Origin of the sequence: Virgibacillus sp. CM-4, assembly GCF_000445495.1 — a bacterium.
In the GTDB taxonomy this organism is placed as follows: Bacteria; Bacillota; Bacilli; order Bacillales; family Amphibacillaceae; genus Virgibacillus; species Virgibacillus salexigens.
The window spans coordinates 204,135-221,483 of record NZ_AUQA01000001.1; the positions used below are offsets into that span (position 1 = coordinate 204,135).

23 protein-coding genes and 2 riboswitches are annotated in these 17,349 nt (G+C 37.9%); of the genes, 11 read left to right on the plus strand and 12 right to left on the minus strand.

Going from position 1 to position 17,349, the window contains the following annotated elements:
* Positions 1-5: 5 nt before the first annotated feature.
* The gene (locus M948_RS23530; protein WP_021288790.1) at positions 6-926 is read right to left on the minus strand and encodes a glycosyltransferase; all 921 of its coding nucleotides are present in this window, start codon (positions 924-926) and stop codon (positions 6-8) included.
* A 131-nt stretch (positions 927-1,057) separates the two neighbouring features.
* On the opposite strand from M948_RS23530, the gene M948_RS23535 reads away from it, so the two are divergent.
* Positions 1,058-1,966 carry a Gfo/Idh/MocA family protein gene (locus tag M948_RS23535; protein ID WP_021288791.1) on the plus strand — a complete coding sequence of 303 codons (909 nt, stop codon included), beginning with the start codon at positions 1,058-1,060 and terminating at the stop codon, positions 1,964-1,966.
* Between the two features lie 124 nt (positions 1,967-2,090).
* On the opposite strand, the gene M948_RS23540 is transcribed toward M948_RS23535, so the two are convergent.
* A complete protein-coding gene (locus tag M948_RS23540; RefSeq protein WP_021288792.1) occupies positions 2,091-2,303 on the minus strand; it encodes a hypothetical protein in 213 nt (70 codons plus the stop codon).
* A gap of 13 nt (positions 2,304-2,316) precedes the next feature.
* Positions 2,317-2,691, minus strand: a complete 375-nt coding sequence (locus M948_RS23545) for a DUF2642 domain-containing protein (protein ID WP_021288793.1) — start codon at positions 2,689-2,691, stop codon at positions 2,317-2,319.
* Between the two features lie 198 nt (positions 2,692-2,889).
* On the opposite strand from M948_RS23545, the gene M948_RS23550 reads away from it, so the two are divergent.
* The 8 genes from M948_RS23550 to thiE all read left to right on the plus strand — a co-directional run bounded on the left by M948_RS23550 (position 2,890) and on the right by thiE (position 7,963).
* Entirely contained in the window at positions 2,890-3,096 is a 207-nt protein-coding gene (locus M948_RS23550; protein ID WP_021288794.1) for a hypothetical protein, read from the plus strand.
* A 284-nt stretch (positions 3,097-3,380) separates the two neighbouring features.
* Positions 3,381-3,518 carry a hypothetical protein gene (locus tag M948_RS43085; RefSeq protein WP_155974737.1) on the plus strand — a complete coding sequence of 46 codons (138 nt, stop codon included), beginning with the start codon at positions 3,381-3,383 and terminating at the stop codon, positions 3,516-3,518.
* An 8-nt stretch (positions 3,519-3,526) separates the two neighbouring features.
* Positions 3,527-3,919: a spore coat protein gene (locus M948_RS43090; RefSeq protein ID WP_021288796.1), complete on the plus strand. Its 393-nt coding sequence runs from the start codon at positions 3,527-3,529 to the stop codon at positions 3,917-3,919.
* Between the two features lie 268 nt (positions 3,920-4,187).
* Positions 4,188-4,298, plus strand: a riboswitch (TPP riboswitch).
* A 123-nt stretch (positions 4,299-4,421) separates the two neighbouring features.
* Positions 4,422-4,919 carry an energy coupling factor transporter S component ThiW gene (gene thiW / locus M948_RS23560; RefSeq protein WP_021288797.1) on the plus strand — a complete coding sequence of 166 codons (498 nt, stop codon included), beginning with the start codon at positions 4,422-4,424 and terminating at the stop codon, positions 4,917-4,919.
* Positions 4,908-5,011, plus strand: a riboswitch (TPP riboswitch). (Overlaps the previous gene by 12 nt.)
* 67 nt (positions 5,012-5,078) lie before the next feature.
* Positions 5,079-5,768, plus strand: coding sequence for a thiaminase II (tenA, locus tag M948_RS23565; RefSeq protein ID WP_021288798.1), 690 nt, complete (start codon positions 5,079-5,081; stop codon positions 5,766-5,768).
* Positions 5,765-6,568, plus strand: a complete 804-nt coding sequence (gene thiD, locus M948_RS23570; RefSeq protein WP_021288799.1) for a bifunctional hydroxymethylpyrimidine kinase/phosphomethylpyrimidine kinase — start codon at positions 5,765-5,767, stop codon at positions 6,566-6,568. The genes tenA and thiD overlap by 4 nt, the downstream gene beginning before the upstream one ends.
* A complete protein-coding gene (gene thiM, locus M948_RS23575) occupies positions 6,568-7,338 on the plus strand; it encodes a hydroxyethylthiazole kinase (protein WP_021288800.1) in 771 nt (256 codons plus the stop codon). Before thiD ends, thiM begins: the two co-directional genes overlap by 1 nt.
* Before the next feature lie 43 nt (positions 7,339-7,381).
* Positions 7,382-7,963: a thiamine phosphate synthase gene (gene thiE / locus M948_RS23580; RefSeq protein ID WP_051170014.1), complete on the plus strand. Its 582-nt coding sequence runs from the start codon at positions 7,382-7,384 to the stop codon at positions 7,961-7,963.
* 302 nt (positions 7,964-8,265) lie between these two features.
* Here the strand turns inward: thiE and M948_RS23585 are convergent, their stop codons facing one another.
* The 6 genes from M948_RS23585 to M948_RS23610 form a co-directional block, all read right to left on the minus strand.
* The gene (locus M948_RS23585; RefSeq protein WP_021288802.1) at positions 8,266-9,003 is read right to left on the minus strand and encodes a MerR family transcriptional regulator; all 738 of its coding nucleotides are present in this window, start codon (positions 9,001-9,003) and stop codon (positions 8,266-8,268) included.
* Positions 9,004-9,186: 183 nt separating this feature from the next.
* Complete coding sequence (locus tag M948_RS23590) at positions 9,187-9,774, minus strand: hypothetical protein (protein WP_021288803.1); 588 nt, start codon at positions 9,772-9,774, stop codon at positions 9,187-9,189.
* On the minus strand, positions 9,771-10,409 hold the full coding sequence (locus M948_RS23595) for a hypothetical protein (protein ID WP_021288804.1): 639 nt from the start codon (positions 10,407-10,409) through the stop codon (positions 9,771-9,773). The genes M948_RS23590 and M948_RS23595 overlap by 4 nt, the downstream gene beginning before the upstream one ends.
* 11 nt (positions 10,410-10,420) lie before the next feature.
* Positions 10,421-10,819, minus strand: a complete 399-nt coding sequence (locus M948_RS23600; RefSeq protein ID WP_021288805.1) for a permease prefix domain 1-containing protein — start codon at positions 10,817-10,819, stop codon at positions 10,421-10,423.
* Positions 10,816-11,145, minus strand: a complete 330-nt coding sequence (locus tag M948_RS23605; RefSeq protein WP_021288806.1) for a PadR family transcriptional regulator — start codon at positions 11,143-11,145, stop codon at positions 10,816-10,818. Before M948_RS23605 ends, M948_RS23600 begins: the two co-directional genes overlap by 4 nt.
* A 414-nt stretch (positions 11,146-11,559) precedes the next feature.
* Positions 11,560-13,044: an MDR family MFS transporter gene (locus tag M948_RS23610; protein WP_021288807.1), complete on the minus strand. Its 1,485-nt coding sequence runs from the start codon at positions 13,042-13,044 to the stop codon at positions 11,560-11,562.
* 412 nt (positions 13,045-13,456) lie between these two features.
* Here M948_RS23610 and M948_RS43405 point away from each other — a divergent pair, with 412 nt between their 5' ends.
* Both M948_RS43405 and M948_RS23620 read left to right on the plus strand, forming a co-directional pair.
* Complete coding sequence (locus M948_RS43405; protein WP_021288808.1) at positions 13,457-13,930, plus strand: hypothetical protein; 474 nt, start codon at positions 13,457-13,459, stop codon at positions 13,928-13,930.
* 70 nt (positions 13,931-14,000) lie between these two features.
* Positions 14,001-14,186: a hypothetical protein gene (locus M948_RS23620; RefSeq protein ID WP_021288809.1), complete on the plus strand. Its 186-nt coding sequence runs from the start codon at positions 14,001-14,003 to the stop codon at positions 14,184-14,186.
* Between the two features lie 274 nt (positions 14,187-14,460).
* Here the strand turns inward: M948_RS23620 and M948_RS23625 are convergent, their stop codons facing one another.
* The 3 genes from M948_RS23625 to M948_RS23635 are packed head-to-tail and all read right to left on the minus strand — an operon-like array spanning position 14,461 to position 17,320.
* Positions 14,461-15,162: a LutC/YkgG family protein gene (locus tag M948_RS23625; RefSeq protein WP_021288810.1), complete on the minus strand. Its 702-nt coding sequence runs from the start codon at positions 15,160-15,162 to the stop codon at positions 14,461-14,463.
* Entirely contained in the window at positions 15,162-16,586 is a 1,425-nt protein-coding gene (locus tag M948_RS23630) for a LutB/LldF family L-lactate oxidation iron-sulfur protein (protein ID WP_021288811.1), read from the minus strand. The genes M948_RS23625 and M948_RS23630 overlap by 1 nt, the downstream gene beginning before the upstream one ends.
* Positions 16,583-17,320: a (Fe-S)-binding protein gene (locus tag M948_RS23635; RefSeq protein WP_021288812.1), complete on the minus strand. Its 738-nt coding sequence runs from the start codon at positions 17,318-17,320 to the stop codon at positions 16,583-16,585. The genes M948_RS23630 and M948_RS23635 overlap by 4 nt, the downstream gene beginning before the upstream one ends.
* Positions 17,321-17,349 lie beyond the last annotated feature (29 nt).

Here is a 17,349-nt window from a genome sequence, read left to right on the forward strand (position 1 = left end):
TACTATTATTGTAGTATACATTTAATTTTTTCAATTAATTGGTTTGTTCTTTGTTGAACGCTATGATGCTTACGTACAAATCGGTACCCCTGTTCGGCAATTTGTTCACGTTCCGTTTGATGACTTAAGAAATATGCCGCTTTTTGCTCAAAATCATGCTCATCTATTGGTACAAAATGAATCCCTGGTATAAATCCAATATCCTCTAGCTCATTAAACGTAGGAGCCAGTAGCAATGTTTTACAAGCAAGAGCCTCAAAATATTTGATTACAGGATAATGAAGTTTTGATGGACAAGTAAAAAGTATCTTTGATCTGTTTATTTCCTTGGCATAATTCTTACCAATCATCTTCTCTTGTTGTTCTTCCTCATTAAAATGATGGTACCCTGGATGTGGATGATACACGAAATCTGCCCTTCCTTGATAGGTATTGATAATACGTTGTCTTAATGGATAAAGCTCATTTACCGCCCCAATCATTAATAAATTGATATCTTTTTTTAATCTGTAGTCCTTACATAATTCTATATTAACGAAATGTGGAAACCATTCCATTTTATTTTGAAATTCCGGATATACCTCCAAACATTTATCACGAACGACTGGAAACAAATAATCAATGTTGTTTTTCTGTATATAATTCCTTCGAAGACTTACAAAACGATGAACATCATTTATAAATAGTCCAGTAGGGATATCCACATGTGCAAGCCCCTTTATTATTGGCTTCATTTGCCGATCGATATCATTGAGAATCAATATAAAATCCGGACGCACATCAAGTTGTTTCAGGATATAATCAATATGTCCTGATTTTCTCCACAGCATGACGTGAACAAGACGAGATAGTTCCTGCTCTAAGTAGAAGTAATTTCTATTAATCATCTGTGAAGTGTCTTCAGCGATTAATAATAGACGAATCATATTGCCACCTCCCTTCTTAATTGAACAGGTCAAAGGCCAATTTTATTTATTTGTGTTATGTCAGTCTATCTCGCTTACAAGCTCATGCATACGATATAGAACAAGGAGTCATCAGAGTGAGGAGATTTATTATGAGAGTTGGTGTAATTGGCACAGGAAAGATGGGAGAAAATCATATTCGAACATATTTATCCATGCATGAACACTGCCAACTAGTTGGTATTTTTGATAAAGATGAACAAAGGGCAAATGATATGGCGAACAAATATAATGTGAGACAATTTCAATCGATGGATAACCTTCTCCAACAAGTTGATGCAATAAGTATAGCTGTACCAACTGAATACCATTACCCAATTGGCTTAACCTGTATTAAGCACAACGTGCACATCCTAATGGAAAAACCAATAACTAGTACGGTTGTTCAGGCAAACGATTTGGTCAAAAAAGCGAAAAAGGCGGGAATAAAGCTTCAAGTCGGTCATATTGAACTATTTAATCCAATAATTCAATTACTGATAAAGGAATTAACAGATGAAAAGATCATTGGAATGGAATTTCATCGAATGAATCCATATCATCACCGTATTAAAAATGTAGATGTAGTAGCTGATTTAATGATCCATGACCTTTATATCCTACAAGCTATTCTTCAAGATACCATTGACGACTTTCATGCTTTTGGTAAAATCATTGAAAACACCCCAAAACACGCGGTTGTTATTGCTACATCTGTTAAAGACATTATTGTACAATTAACCGCCAGCTTTAAATCGAAAAGAAAAATAAGGTCTATCCAGATTTTAACCGAAGACGCTCTATTTGATGTCGACATCATTCAAAAGCAATTAAAAATCGTACGATCAGGCATAACAAGCATAACTGTGATTGATGATGAGATCGAACCGCTCCACTTACAGTTAATGGATTTTATACGTTGCATCCAAAACAACGATCAACCAAAAGTCTCGGGCGAAGATGGGATAAAAGCACTTCAGCTTACCAACCAAATCGGTAATGCAATAAGTAAGTTGAATTAAGTATTGTCAGCGTACACTTGGAAGTGTACGCTTATCATTTCATCGTATGACTTTTGGAATAAACTTATGAAAAAACAATATAAAAAATACCCTGAACTTTATATCAGGGTATTTTTTATTTTATTTAAGCTGCTACAGGGAAACGAACGAAGTTAATTGCGTCTAACGATATATAGATTTTCACATTATCACCGTATCCGCTGCTTACATCAATTACTAATACCAATTCCGCAGTCACTGTTGAAAGAATTCCTTCTATTAAGTTGTTATCTGTAGCTACCTCAACAGTAGAACCCAATTGCGTTGCAAGTTCAGCTGCAAATGCATCTTCAAACATTTATAATCCTCCTTTATAGTTCACTGACAAATTCAATCTTATCGATTCGGACAAGTGCTTGTGACCCGGTATTCTCAATTACAACAACATAATCATCTCTTACTGCTAGCAATGTCCCTGTTACCATTCCAAAAGGAGTGGTTAGTTCTACTTGTTCATTAACTAAACCTAAAAGTACATCTCGGATTGTAGTAGGCGTGTCAGGTGTACCCCCATTATCTCCTGTGTCTCCAGTACTGCCGGTACCACCTAGGTCAAGCCCAACATCTACACCAATTCCTGGTAAATTTAGAGATACATCTGAATTTATGCCACTGCTATTAGCTAGGTTCTGGGACAATTGATTTAGCAGCTCTAGTAGACTACGCTGTCCATTTGTTAGTGCCAATGATATTCATCCTTTCTATAATATATTTCTATTCAATATATGTACCACAATAGCCATTAGTAAGGGCATTTATTTCATGGAGCGATAATTCCACCTTTATCCTATAGATTCATATAACCCATAAATAGACTAGTATCTTAGCACGATTACATCTTGTGAGAATATACTATATAAAAAGCTTTGCTGGAGGTGGAAGAATTGAGTAAAAACAATCAAAATAATAATGCTTCAAGCCATATTGTCGATTTTCTTTTAGATGCAACATTAAAAAAGCACGGTGTTACGTTAGATAAAACGAAAGTAAGTGAAACAGATAAAGAAACACTTAGAGATATGGTTAGCAAGCTAAGGAAAGATGTGGATGGCGTAATGAAAAGTAATAATGAGGAAGATGAAACAAAATAAATAATAGACAAATAGATCAATTTTTAAAACCCCCTATATTCAAAGTTAAATCTAAATCCCGGTAAACCAACAAAAATTACCGGGATTTCCTTTTGTCTTTTAAAAAACAATTATTTCTCCAATAAATAGGTAGTTTATCTTGGTACAATCACCCTTCCTATTTCAATTTTGAGACATAAGATATTCTAAACGAGAAGAAGGAGGAAATAATACTATGTCAAGATCAAAAGCGTTTGAGAAGTCTTGCTGTGAAGATTGCGGCAGAACAATAGATAGGAGAAGACGTGGTCGTCATGAAAATGTTTGTGACAGCTGTAGTAATGTACGTCCAAGTTATGATTCTTGCAATGATTCATGTCATGATTCATGTCATAATTCTTGTAATGATTCCCGAGGAGAAGATAGAAAATGGAGAGCCTTAGACACATCGATGTGCCATCCATTTGATGATTCTACCGTAGATCAAGAAGCAAGCGGTGAATTGAAGAATGTTCAACAATCTATTGAATCCATTATTATCAAAGATTCTTGTGATGTAAATGTGACATCATCTGACATTCAAGCTGCACTTAATGTACAGGTAGCGCTACAGGTTGCCATTGCTATTGTAATTAGTATCTCTATTGCAGATGGAAATCAAGCAGACGACGTAACACAAGACCTATTTGCTAAACTAAAATCCAGCCAAGTGAATAAACAGCAAGTATTTATTGAAAATTCTCGTGGCGTAGAAGTATCTACTTCCGATACAGATATCGCGATCAACGTTCAAGTGTTGCTTCAAATCTTGATTGCACTAGTTGTTAGATTAGATATTCTATAATTTTCAACCTACAAAATAACCTATTAAATAATCATAAACGAAAAGGCCATTTTCTTGTGCGAAATGGCCTTTTCATTTACTTAAAAACCTTTAGATATCCGTACGTATATAAGGGTTATAAAGTATAAGTTTAATCAATCGTTTGCTTAAACTAGCTTTTATGGTTCGTAGTTTTATTAATTGCTCATTCGGTTTATGAATGACAAACATGATTTGATTTGTTATGCTAATAATAAAGCTTAGTGAAGTGAAACATAACTAAATATTCGTAGACTACTAGGGGTGCCCATGGCGTGGGCTGAGAGGAAGCAGTTGAGCTTCTGACTCTTACAGACCTGATCTGGTTAATACCAGCGGAGGGAAGTAGTAGGCATAGCGTCTTTCTATTTCATAAACCGAAGCCAGGTCCCCAAAGGATCTGGCTTTTTCATAGTCGTAAAAACAAACAGAGAACATTTACTAAGCTTAAATATATAACAAGAAGGAGCTCATTTATGAATCCATGAGAAAAACCTATTTACTAACATACATGGCTGTATTTATAGCGATTGGTACGTTAGGAGCCCAATTTCTTTGGTTTCCTGCTGGAATTGCTAAGGCTTACCCTGTGCAGCATGCTGTAAATGTCATAGCTGCCATTACATTAGGACCTGGCCCAGCTGTAGTGATTGCTTTCATAATCGGTTTATTACGAAACATGATCGGTCTAGGTACACTGTTAGCATTCCCTGGTGCGATGATTGGTGCTTTCCTAGCAGGAATGCTTTATCGTTGGGTAGGTAAAAAAATAGCTGCTGTCTTTGGAGAAATTATCGGCACAGGAATCATCGGTTCTCTCTTTGCTGTCCCTTTCGCCAAACTATTTATGAATAGTGGTACAGGTGCACTATTTTTTATGCCATCCTTCTTGGCAAGCAGTATATCTGGAGCATTTATTGGTTGGATCATCTTATTAAAAGTAAAACAAGAACATATTATTCGTTTACAAGGAAACTACTAGGGGCGCCATGTTGCTGAGATAAGGAACGCTTCCTTTGTCCCTTTGAACCTGATCTGGCTAATACCAGCGCAGGAAAGTAGTGAGGAAATTAACATAACACTCCTCTATTTATCTACTTTAATTCCTCTAGTAGCGTCCCATAATAAAGGAGGCTAAATGATGTGTTTCACAGATCATTTAAGACAAGAAAATAATGATATCTTTGCGCTCATTTTTGAACATCCATTTGTTCAAGGCGTCGGAAATGGAACGATCCCCGATAAAGCCCTTGCTCATTATATTAAAGCGGATTTCGAATATTTGAATGCATTTATGCAAATTTATGGGATAGCCTTAGCAAAGTCTAAAAAGCGAGAAGATATTGCCTATTTCTTTGACCAAATAAACTTTGTATTAAATGATGAAATCCACCCCCACCGAAATTTTTGTGATCATATTGGGGTTAAGTATGAAGATTTACAAGGACACCCTCTTCCACCAACAGCAGACCATTATATAAAACATATGATGTACCATGCCCAAATGGGGACATCCGGTGAAATACTCGGAGCACTACTTCCATGCCCATGGACGTATTTAGAAATAGGGAAAGAATTGATGAAGCAATTCCACCCAACAAGAGATCATCCATTTTATGACTGGATTAGCTTTTATGCAAGTGATGAGGTAGAGAAAACAACAACTGAAATGAGAAGCCGGCTCGATATATTAGCAGCCAATGCATCAAAATCAGAACAAGATCTAATTAGCGAAGCTTTTCGAAAAAGCTGCCAGTTGGAACTTAAATTCTGGGAGATGGCTTACACCTGTGAAGAATGGCCGGGAGAAAAGAAGGTGACCAATCAATGAGTATACCTCCAAGTGTACTAACTATCGCGGGAACGGATCCTAGTGGAGGTGCAGGAATACAGGCAGACCTTAAGACATTTCAAGAATTGAAGGTTTATGGGATGTCTGTCATTACTTCTGTGGTTGCTCAAAACACAACTGGAGTCCAAAACATCCATCACTTACCAACAGGGATGTTACATGATCAATTACAATCTGTATTAACCGATATGCCAGTTCATGCGATAAAAACAGGAATGATTGCTAACCGAGATATGATGGAAGTAATTGCTGATGCAATACCAAAAACAAATGCACCTTACGTAATTGATCCTGTTATGGTAGCAACAAGCGGTGATCCTCTGATTGATGAAGAGGCAAGGGGGTTTCTTAAAGAACAATTATTACCAATAGCAACGTTGGTTACCCCAAATATTCCCGAAGCGGAATTTATTATAGGAAATTCCATCAATAGCCTAGCGGATATGAAAGAAGCAGCCATATCAATTGTCCATACGTATGGACCAAAAGCAGCTCTTATCAAAGGGGGCCATTTACAGGGGAAAGCAATTGACTTTTTGTATGATGGATCACAACTTCATACATTTGCTGCGGACCGATTTGATACGAAGAACACCCATGGAACTGGTTGTACTTATTCAGCAGCAATTACTGCAAACTTAAGCAATGGGCTTCATTTAATCGAAGCTGTTCAAATGGCAAAGCACTATGTGACCGAAGCAATAAAGCATTCCTTTCCATTAGGAACAGGTAACGGTCCTACCAATCACTGGGCTATAAGAGAAGAAAGGGTGAAATAATGAAGGATTCGATCATTCAAGAGGTTAGAGCAACTACTCCACTAATCCATAACCTCACAAATGAAGTTGTCATGAACTTTTCAGCTAACGGGTTGCTGGCTTTTGGGGGAGCCCCAGTTATGGCAAAAGCAAAGGAAGAAGTTGAAGAGATGGCAGCGGCGGCTGATGGAGTATTGATCAATATTGGAACAACGTCATTAACGGAGCTGGAAGCAATGAAGCTCGCTGGTAAAGCGGCCAATAAGAAAGGGATACCTGTTGTGCTAGACCCAGTCGGAGTTGGGGCTACTTCGTTTAGGCAAGACGGAGTTCGTCAATTATTACAGGCTGTTTCATTTACAGCAATTAAGGGAAATGCTGGAGAAATGGCACAACTTGTTGATATCCCATGGGAAACAAAAGGTGTGGAATCTGTTGGTGATGGAAATGTTGAAGAAATTGCAGCTAAAGTAGCCAAATTGTACCAAACAACTGCTATTATTACAGGAAAAACAGACGTCATTTGTAGTAATGAAAAGATGATTCATAATACAACAGGTCATGCCTGGTTAGAAAAAATTACTGGTGCAGGCTGCTTATTAGGCTCCATTCTAACAGCTTGTTTAACAACAAATTATTCCATTGAAGAACAAGCACTTACTGCTGTACAATTCTATGGACTAGCAGCAGAACATGCTGCAGCACAATCATATGTCTACGGTCCAGGAAGCTTCCTGCCAGCATTTATTGATGCACTATCTTTGAAATCAGAGCAATTGGAAAGGAGCTAATCAGGAATTGGAAGTAAGACAAGCATTAAGAAAATATTTTATTATGGGAAGCCAAAACTGTAATGGCGACCCTAAGGAAATCCTTAAACAAGCAGCGAATGCTGGAATAACCGCATTTCAATATCGGGAAAAAGGAAACGGCGCATTACAGGGATTTCAAAGATATTTATTAGGCAAACAATTACGGGATATATGCAAACAATACCAAATTCCTTTCTTCGTTAATGATGACGAAGAATTAGCAGAAATATTAGATGCCGACGGTATACATGTAGGTCAAGATGATAAACCGGCAGCAGAGCTGCGACGCCGCTTTCCAAACAAGTGGATTGGGCTTTCGATATCTAATCAGGCAGAGCTTAACAATAGTCCAATCGATTCCATTGATTACTTGGGGGTTGGACCAATATTCTCTACAACTACAAAAGAGGATGCTAAAGTTGCTGTTGGTACCCAATGGGTAAAAGAAGTTAAACATGCCTATCCCCATATCCCCATCGTCGGAATCGGAGGAATCTCTGTTGATAATGCTGCATCTGTGATGGAGGCTGGAGCAGATGGGGTTTCAATCATCTCAGCTATTACAAATGCGAAATATATAGACCAAGCCGTATCGCAATTATAGAGCCCTCTATAGAAGAAAAGTAACAGCTTTTATGAATAATAAAGAAGCTAGAACATTATGAGAATAAGGACCTCTAAATTCGAATATTCGATAACCGCAATTCGAAATAGGGCATGCTTTCTACGGGGATGACCAGGTTAAATTGGAAAAGCAAAAACCGCTTATCCAAATTGAGCTGATGGATGGATCCCGTTCGAATCATGCCTATTTCTATTGCTATGATGGATGAATAAAGTTACCCATTATCCAATGTTTTGGAACTGGTTACCCTGTAAAAACCATTCATTGCCTCGCTCTCAACTCTACTTTCGTTTATCTGCGTAAACAGCCATTGCATCACGCATAAATATAGCGAGTCCGTTACCAAATTGGTCAATATTTTTGGTGAATCGTTCATCGTCCACATACATTTGACCAAGCCCTTTAAAAGCATCAAGGGAATAGGTTCCCATCTGGTTCAAGAATTCAAACCATTCACCAATCCATTTTTGGGCTATTTCAGAAGCAGGATCTTCATGACGAACCACTGCTAATTCACGATAAATAGCATGGAATGTTTCCTCGAATTCCTTTTTCTCCTCATTCGTCATTCGGTTCATTTTCGCATTGGACTCATCCACTGCCTTATCACCCCAACGCTCACGTGCTTCTTGTTCATAAGGATTATGACTGAAGTCAAATCCATCGAACTTTTCTTTATTACTCATAACGATCTCTCCTTGTTTATATTTTATCGTTTTATCAATTGTTCGAATCATTGTATCGACTCGATCCCGTTTATCAAGCAGCATATTTCGTTGCATTTCTAGTGCCTCCGCTTGATTGAAAGAAGGGCTGTCAATAATCTCTTTAATCTTCTTCAGCGGAAAATCAAGTTCTTTAAAAAATAGAATTTGTTGCAAGCGTTCTAGATCCATCTCAGAATAAATACGATACCCTGATTCGGTTGTCTGTTCAGGAGTCAAAAGCCCAATGTCATCATAATGATGAAGTGTGCGCACACTAATTCCAACCAAATCAGCTACTTCCTTAACTTTCATGGCTGTTAACCTCCCTACAATCTATACTATAGAGTATCACGTAGCGTGAGGGTCAATAGCAAGTTTCAAAATAATTTTCATCAGATTGAAACCATCATTGTAAATGATCCATTTCCTATACGTACACACCTGCCGATGAGTATAAAAAAACACCATCCATCTAATGGACAGTGCCAACATTGATTAAATCGCCTTCCTTGACGGAAGTTCTATTTCATTTTCTTTCTCTTCAAAACGATATGGATAATTTTTAAGCTCTCCTTTAAAAATACAAGTAAGATTATTCATATCTCGAAGATCTTGAGGCGTACAAAGATTAGCCGATTTATTTAACTTATTATCTAATTCATTAAGAATCGTTGCCACAAACTGTGAACAGAAAAATGCATTTGATCGATGAATATTAAACTGAAATAAGAGGGCAACCATGCCAATCAAGTTATACCGATACCTATCTTTTTGCTGTTCCATTTGATTTACTTTATCAACCATTTTCTTATATTCAAACTCTGTTACATTGCAGCTATACACTTCACATACTGCGTTTCTAAACAACCCTTCTGAAATGTTTTCTTTAACAAAGCCACCAATAAAAGGATTTGCTGGATTTTTACGACCAAAACTATACATGTTCTCTAGTTCTAAGCTAAATGATAAGGAAGCATGGTTTAAAGGCTTCCTCGTATAAAACTTAATTAATTTTGTAAATAATGTTCCGGTGTCTGTAAAAATTAAATAAACTTGTCTTTTACTATTACTATCTTGATTCATGATTTTATATTCCTTTTATATACAAAGTAATACATGCTTAAAGGCCACCAAAGTATCGTGAATATTGGGTAGATTGCCCAAATCGTGCTTGGAGAGTAAAAAACGTTCACCATAATAAAAAATGCGCAAAGAAGGGTAGCCCCCTGAAGGGAGAAAGAGAAATACGATTTTCTTCTTGCATGGTAGACAGAAAGCGGCCACCATAATATAGCAAAAACAGGGAATATAACCCAAGGCGTATATGGTGAAACAAGTAGGTTTAATAAACAATAATAAAGAATAAAGATTCCACTACCAATAATTGCAATTCGCAACGGTTTTACTTTCCTCCTCAGAATCATCAGCATCGGCCAATAAACGAGAGGGATGATCGTGTATAATGCCCATGGATGTTCAGGGGTACTTCTTATATTCTCAATCACAAGTAAAAAAAAGATAATAGCACTACTAATGACAGAGAAAAACGTCTGTTTCTTCATTTTGAAACAATATAATCCAAACGGAAAAATGAGCATGAATGCAGTTGGGTAAATAAACCATACATGTTCTTTACTTGTTAATAGATTGACAATGACTAGAAAAATAATCGTCATGATCGAACCTGTTAGTAAAAAAGCAACATCTATTTTTTTCATCTTGTTTCCCCCTACTTTGTTCGTTTCCATGAAAAATACATTGTAAGTGGCCACCAAAGTACCGCAAATGTTGGGTATACAAACCATATGATTTCTGGGGAGTAATAGAAATTAATAAATACAAATAAGGAAATAATGAGAAGACTTCCCCATATGGAATACCATAAATTCAGCTTAGACGTATTCTTCTTTTTAGGTTGGCTTACACCTAATTCTTGCTTTAAATCTTCAATATCTCCAAAATCAACGATGGCTTTATTAATTGCATCCTCCTCCGTTTTTCCTTCTCCCATTAAGTCCCAGACCTTTTCTTCAAGGTTTTGGGTCACCTCTTGCATAACTGCGTTTTTTTGCTCGCTCTCAGGTATATTTTTAAATAATTCCTCCACGTATCCATTAATCTTCTTCAATCTAATCCCTCCATGAATAAATCGATAATTGCCTTCGTTTCTTTCCACTCTTCAACCGTTTCTTTCAAATAAGCCTTTCCAAGGGTAGTTATACGATAATACTTTCGCTTTCCGCCTTGAGAAACATTTCCAAAATAGGAGTCAATTAAATCCTTCTTTTCCAGCCGTTGAAACACCGCATATAAAGTAGCTTCCTTTATTTGGAATCGGTTGTCTGTGCGTGCACTTATCTCTTTTGAAATTTCATAACCATATCGATCTTCTTCACATACTAAACGTAAAATGATCGATTCCAAATGACCACGGATGATATCACTTCTTATCATTATCACACTTCCTCATTTTGACTACTCTATCTCACAGAGTAATCATACGATAAATTACTCTGTCTGTCAAAGTAATTTTTAAAAAAGCTCGCTACATGAATCAGTCATTGATGATACATGTGAAAATACAGACGCATTATACTGCGTTTTGTTCACTAGAAGTACGGTGCGAACAACTCGCTTTCCGCGGATGAACTTCTAGTGACTTCGTTGTCTCACCCCGTTTTTTTGCAAGCGTTTCATCGTCCCTCTGCTAAATCGAGACAACCCCTTTAATATTTGATAGTTCGCTGTCATCAGTGCCTTTGAGAATTCTACCTTAAGCATAGCAGTGGAAACTATTGCTAAAAAATAAGGCTGTCGAGAACGTTTTCTCGACAGCCTTAGGGCACATGAAAATTGTCTGTTTCACTCTTAAATATTATTTGGCTGTTCTTTTTTTTCTTGATCTTTTGGAACAGCTCGGTACACTAGAAATGCTAAAATAACCGCAGCAATGGAGATAGCAAATGCGATAAAGTAAACAAGTTCAACTCCTGCCACCATTGCATCACTAATCGCGTTTGGATCTTGCGGATTTTCGGACTGACTTAAATAATGTGCATGGCGAGCATTCAATATACTAATAAACACGGATACCCCAATTGCACCTGCTACTGGCTGCAATGTTGTCATTACAGAAGTTCCATGGGGATACAATCTTTTGGGTAATTGATTTAAACCATTCGTTTCCGCAGGCATCATTATGGCTGATACAGTGAGCATTAATATAATATACCCAATAATAATCATCCAGGGTTCTGTATTTTCGTTCAGCCTGCTCATCATGAACATGGTACCACTTAATACAATAGACGCAGGTATCATTAATAACCTTGGACCGAACTTGTCAAAGAGATGTCCCATGACGGGTGACATAATACCATTTAAGATACTTCCTGGTAATAGCAAAAGCCCTGCTGCTGCAGGCATCAGCCCTAAGGGACCCTGCATAAACACAGGTAGGATAATTTCCGATGAAAACATCGTCATCATAATGATTAAGAACATCAATATCCCATGGGTGAACATAGGATACTTGAACACTCGTAAATCCATCACTGGATCTTCTAACTTGAACTGTCTGATCGCAAATAACGTAATACCTACAACCCCAATAAATATAAATGTGTACACATTCGGACTTAGGAAGCCGTTTTCCCCTTCCCCCGCTGCACTAAATCCGTAGACAAGTGATCCAAAGCCAATGGTTGAATAAACAAGTGATAACACATCAACCTTTGGTTTTGTAACTTCTGAAACATTTAATAAATACTTATAAGCAAATCCGACAGAAAACAGAGCAAATGGGATTACACAAATAAATAAAAAACGCCATCCTAAATATTCAACAATCACTCCTGAAAGTGTAGGTCCTATTGCCGGAGCAAACATAATAACCAATCCCACAAGTCCCATCACCTTCCCACGCCGATGTGGTGGGAATACAAGTAAAAACACATTAAATATTACTGGCATTAATAAACCTGTTCCCGCTGCCTGAATCAGTCTTCCTATTAATAAAATAGGAAAAGTTGGTGCTAACGCACAAATTGTTGTCCCAAGGGTAAAAATGGTCATTGTTCCTAAAAATAATTGCCTTGTCGTAAACCATTGCAATAACACAGCAGACGCGGGGATAACTATCCCCATGATAAGCATAAAACCCGTTGCCATCCATTGAACCGTTGGTAAGGATACATTAAATTCTCCCATTAATGTAGTGAGTGCAATATTTAATAATGTTTCGTTCAATATTGCAAAAAAAGCACCAATAATTAATGACAACATAATTGGCATAACCTTAAAGTTCGGATTATCCGCTAAGTATTCATATGGTGGTTCATTCTTATCGTTCATTGTATAGATCTCCTTTCTAATTATTAACCTTGTAGCGCCGTCACGAATAGGACAGGTAGCGTCAACACATTTTTATTAAAAAACACAATAAAAAGGGAGAGACTATTTCTCTCCCCTTCACGTTATTGATTTGTTGAAATAGGCAGACCAATCCCAGTAGCTACAAAATTAGCTTGTTATTTAGTTATAACAGTAATTTTGGATTGATCATTTACCACTTCAAAAACCTCCGTTCCATTTAAGTAAACTAATATTAACATGCAACATAGACAGAAGCAAGTATTCAATTATTAAATTATTTTAAAGGTAAATATTTTAACATGCATCTAGAAAAATACTCAGAAAAAATAATAACAAAATAGACGCGTGCCCCATATAGTAAAGAGAAAGATTCAATAGGAGGAGATTTTGTATGTATCCTTACAATTATGAACCACCTAATAATGACGAACAGCGGATCTTTAATTTACCTAATATAAGTGGCATTTTTGGACCGGGTGGCGGCCAAGGAGGCGGAGGTTTTCCAGGATTTCCTGGCAGCCCCGGAGGGGGGCCTCCTGGCCCTCCAGGATTCCCTGGTGCACCCGGGGGTGGGCCTCCCGGGCCACCTCCAGGACCTGGGGGGCCAGGTCAAGGGCAGGCGCCAACTGCTCCGCCACCATCATTTGTTCCGCAAAAACCACAAGTACAAACGTTTGCTGTTGATCCAGGCGGAATCCGATTCTGTTTATTTCGCAACACCTATATTTGGCTAAGAAGGGATTCCTTCTGGTTCTATCCAATTTTTGTAGGCCGAAATTCAATTGCTGGCTTCCGCTGGACCGGTTTTGGATGGGTTTATTTCGGAATTGATCTGGACCGAATTGAATCATACCAATGCTTTTAGTTAAATAAGGATAGTCGACTATACCAAGCCTCCCTCTCTCTCATAGGCTAAAGTGAAGGGAGGATGCGATATGTATAATTTGGCTCTTCTTTATTTAGCTTGTGTATTTGCTGCTTTTGGTCTAACGAATGTACCGGTTTCTGCAGTAATCACAGAAGATATCACCAACTTCCTCGACATCATCGGAGGAATAGCTATGATTGTATTTGCAGTTGCTACGCTTTATATAGGGTTTAAAGCCTTATTTCAAAAATAGCTTATGGAGAATCCGACGAAACGATGTGAAATGAATAAACCGTATGCAATCAAGTTAAAAAACGGATTGCATACGGTTTTGTTTTTAGTTCAGTACCTACTATTTGTCCTCATCCCTTTTGATGGTTAGGATTCTATGACCCTTGCGTGAACAAAGTATAAGTCTACGTATGACAGATAGATTATTAGAATCTCGTCACCTAAAAGTCATGATCGATCAAAAATATTTCGCTAGCAACATTTATCTGAAAAATAAAGAAGCATTAGAATTCCAATTAATCTACAACAATATAGGTTGCCTTGATTGGTCCATGTACACCTACAATTAAGTTCATTTCAATATCAGCACTATTACTAGGTCCAGACACAAAGCTTACACAAGAAGGTACGTCTACGCCTTGCGCATCGGCTTCGTGGAGCTGCTTGGCAGCCTGGGTCATTCTTGGTACAAGTGTATCTTTAGGGATGATAGCGATATATGTTTTTGGTAAGAGACTAATAGATCTACCATTATCTTTATTGTTTAATAGAGTCACTGTCGCAGATTCTGCTAAGGTTATATCACTAAATGAGATTCCAACATCCGCTTGTTCCGCAATCCTTTGGTTCGCTTCTCCTAAAGAATGATCCCATATGTGAACGTCTAATTCCTGGTCAAGTCGGGAATAGATATCATCCAAACCATACACTTGATTACGCTTATCATTTGAAGCAATTATTGATTTCCCTTCATACCTGGCAATCGTATCCATTAACACGTTAGATAAGCCATCACGATTTGTATGAATAAAATCGGTATGAATAACGTTGCATTGTTCCTGTAAGACAGAAATTAAATCATCCGTAGAATACCCGTTTAACACGTCATATTGGGGTTGCACACTGTATGTCGGTCTTTCTACGCCATCCATTCGTCGTGGTCGGCCTAAATTTGCTGCTAAATTACTTAAGAACGTATCTCTATTATGAATAGCCATTATGCCTTCCCTTCCTTTTGACGGTTACTCCACCATGTCCGGAATGATTGTTTAGGTGGTGCCGGAAAATCTCTTACATCGGTCCAACCTTTTAATGGACCAGGTCCATTTTCAATATTTCCATCCCTTGTCCAAGGTTTCAATGCCGTACGAGCCATTTTCGTACTTAATTTATATGCAGCTGGATTAGACGCCCATTTAGCAAATCCCTTCATCATCACTTTTTCTGCTACTGGTGATTTCTTTTCCTGTTCCACAATAATTTCACGATGTCGAATTAATTGTTCATGTAGTGGTATCTTTACTGGACAAGCTTCTGTACAGGCTGCACAAAGTGAAGAAGCATACGGTAATTCTTTATGATCTTCGTATCCATCCAATAACGGAGTTAGTACGGCACCAATTGGACCAGGATAAATGGAATTATAAGCATGACCCCCTACATGACGATATACTGGACAAACGTTGATACATGCCGCACAGCGAATACAGTGAAGTGCGGATTGAAACTCCGTTCCTAATATTTTGGAGCGTCCATTATCAACAATGACTAGATGATAGTCGTCTGGCCCATCAATCTCATCCTCTAATCTTGCTCCGGTATAGGAAGTCACATAACTGGTTAATTTTTGTCCCACAGCAGCTCTGGTAAGCAGGCTCACTAGTACTTCCATATCTTCCCATGTTGGGACAATCCTTTCCATTCCCATTACTGTAATTTGTGTATCAGGTAGAGCCGTAGCCATTCGAGCATTCCCCTCATTGGTTACCAATGTAATAGCACCGGATTCTGCTATTGCAAAATTACATCCAGTAATTCCTATATCAGCAGAGAGGAAATCCTTCCGTAATTGTTCACGTGCGAATGCCGCCAACTCTTCCGGATCATCTGATTTATCATACCCTCGTTTTTGTGCAAATGTTTCTCGAATTTGTTCTTTATTTTTATGCAAGGCGGGTGTAACAATATGAGATGGTGGATCTTCATCTAGTTGTAGGATCCATTCTCCCAAGTCCGATTCAACTACTTCTGCCCCAATATTTTCAAGGCAATGATTTAATCCAATCTCTTCTGTAACCATTGATTTGGATTTCACGACTTTCTTTGCTTGTTTCTTTTTCACAACATTTTCAATGTAATCATTGGCTTCTTCTGCTGTATCAGCAAAGAACACGTTTCCGCCTCGTCTAGCCACTTGATCACTTAGCTGTTGTAAATAATAATCAATATTTTCTAGCGTATGTGTACGAATTTCCGAACCAAGCTGTCGCCAATCTTCCCAATTCCCAAGCTCCTCCGCTTGCGATAGACGTCCTGTTCGAAAACGACCTTGGGCAGAAGAGACAGCTTGACGCATAAACTCATTTTCGATCCCCTTATCAATACGATCTTTATAAGAAACATCTCCAATTTTCACGCTCATGCTATCCCTCCACCTTTTTCTTGTGTATTTAAAATCTCAGTAATGTGAACAACCTTCACATTCTTACCTTCTCTTCGCATCCTGCCACCTATATTCATGAGGCAACCCATATCTCCTCCGACTAAATATTCTGCATTGGTCTCCGAAACATGCTGCGATTTTTCTTTTACCATTTCCCCTGAGATTGCTGGATTTTTCACGGCAAATGTTCCACCAAATCCACAGCAATCTTCTTTTACTGGAAGTTCAACAAAATCTACGCCTTTAACGTTGTTGAGCAGTGTTTGTGGTGCATCCTTTACACCTAAGACTCGTGTCATATGGCAAGATGGGTGGTAAGTCACCTTTCCTTTAAAGGTTGACCCAAGATCCGTAACTCCTAGAACATCTACTAAAAATTGAGTAATCTCAAAGCTTTTATTCGCAAGGTCATTAGCAGCTTCTTCCCATTCAGGATCCCCTTTAAAAACGGCAGGATATTCTTTTAGCATTCCAACACAAGAACCAGAAGGGCCTACAACATACTTCGAATCCTTAAACGCACGCATCATCTGTTTCATCGATTTTTTCGCCTCTTGTAAGTATCCGCTATTATAAGCTGGTTGACCACAACATGTTTGCGCAGCAGGAAAATCTACCTCACAACCTACTCTTTCTAGAATTTCTACCGTGTTTTTACCAACATCAGCAAAGATAATATCACTGACACAGGTAATGAATAATGATACTTTCATTCACCTTCACCTCTAAACTTATTCTTGAA

Bases quoted from the DNA above. Each gene is read 5' to 3' on its own strand.
- M948_RS23595 (WP_021288804.1), bottom strand. From the start codon at position 10,409: ATGAAAAAAATAGATGTTGCTTTTTTACTAACAGGTTCGATCATGACG.
- M948_RS23635 (WP_021288812.1), bottom strand. From the start codon at position 17,320: ATGAAAGTATCATTATTCATTACCTGTGTCAGTGATATTATCTTTGCT.
- M948_RS23625 (WP_021288810.1), bottom strand. From the start codon at position 15,162: ATGGCTATTCATAATAGAGATACGTTCTTAAGTAATTTAGCAGCAAAT.
- M948_RS23590 (WP_021288803.1), bottom strand. From the start codon at position 9,774: ATGAATCAAGATAGTAATAGTAAAAGACAAGTTTATTTAATTTTTACA.
- M948_RS23535 (WP_021288791.1), top strand. From the start codon at position 1,058: ATGAGAGTTGGTGTAATTGGCACAGGAAAGATGGGAGAAAATCATATT.
- M948_RS23585 (WP_021288802.1), bottom strand. From the start codon at position 9,003: ATGAAAGTTAAGGAAGTAGCTGATTTGGTTGGAATTAGTGTGCGCACA.
- M948_RS43405 (WP_021288808.1), top strand. From the start codon at position 13,457: ATGTATCCTTACAATTATGAACCACCTAATAATGACGAACAGCGGATC.
- thiW (WP_021288797.1), top strand. From the start codon at position 4,422: ATGAGAAAAACCTATTTACTAACATACATGGCTGTATTTATAGCGATT.
- M948_RS23605 (WP_021288806.1), bottom strand. From the start codon at position 11,145: ATGATAAGAAGTGATATCATCCGTGGTCATTTGGAATCGATCATTTTA.
- thiE (WP_051170014.1), top strand. From the start codon at position 7,382: ATGGGAAGCCAAAACTGTAATGGCGACCCTAAGGAAATCCTTAAACAA.
- M948_RS43090 (WP_021288796.1), top strand. From the start codon at position 3,527: ATGTGCCATCCATTTGATGATTCTACCGTAGATCAAGAAGCAAGCGGT.
- thiD (WP_021288799.1), top strand. From the start codon at position 5,765: ATGAGTATACCTCCAAGTGTACTAACTATCGCGGGAACGGATCCTAGT.
- M948_RS23540 (WP_021288792.1), bottom strand. From the start codon at position 2,303: ATGTTTGAAGATGCATTTGCAGCTGAACTTGCAACGCAATTGGGTTCT.
- M948_RS23620 (WP_021288809.1), top strand. From the start codon at position 14,001: ATGTATAATTTGGCTCTTCTTTATTTAGCTTGTGTATTTGCTGCTTTT.
- M948_RS23610 (WP_021288807.1), bottom strand. From the start codon at position 13,044: ATGAACGATAAGAATGAACCACCATATGAATACTTAGCGGATAATCCG.
- tenA (WP_021288798.1), top strand. From the start codon at position 5,079: ATGTGTTTCACAGATCATTTAAGACAAGAAAATAATGATATCTTTGCG.
- thiM (WP_021288800.1), top strand. From the start codon at position 6,568: ATGAAGGATTCGATCATTCAAGAGGTTAGAGCAACTACTCCACTAATC.
- M948_RS23530 (WP_021288790.1), bottom strand. From the start codon at position 926: ATGATTCGTCTATTATTAATCGCTGAAGACACTTCACAGATGATTAAT.
- M948_RS23630 (WP_021288811.1), bottom strand. From the start codon at position 16,586: ATGAGCGTGAAAATTGGAGATGTTTCTTATAAAGATCGTATTGATAAG.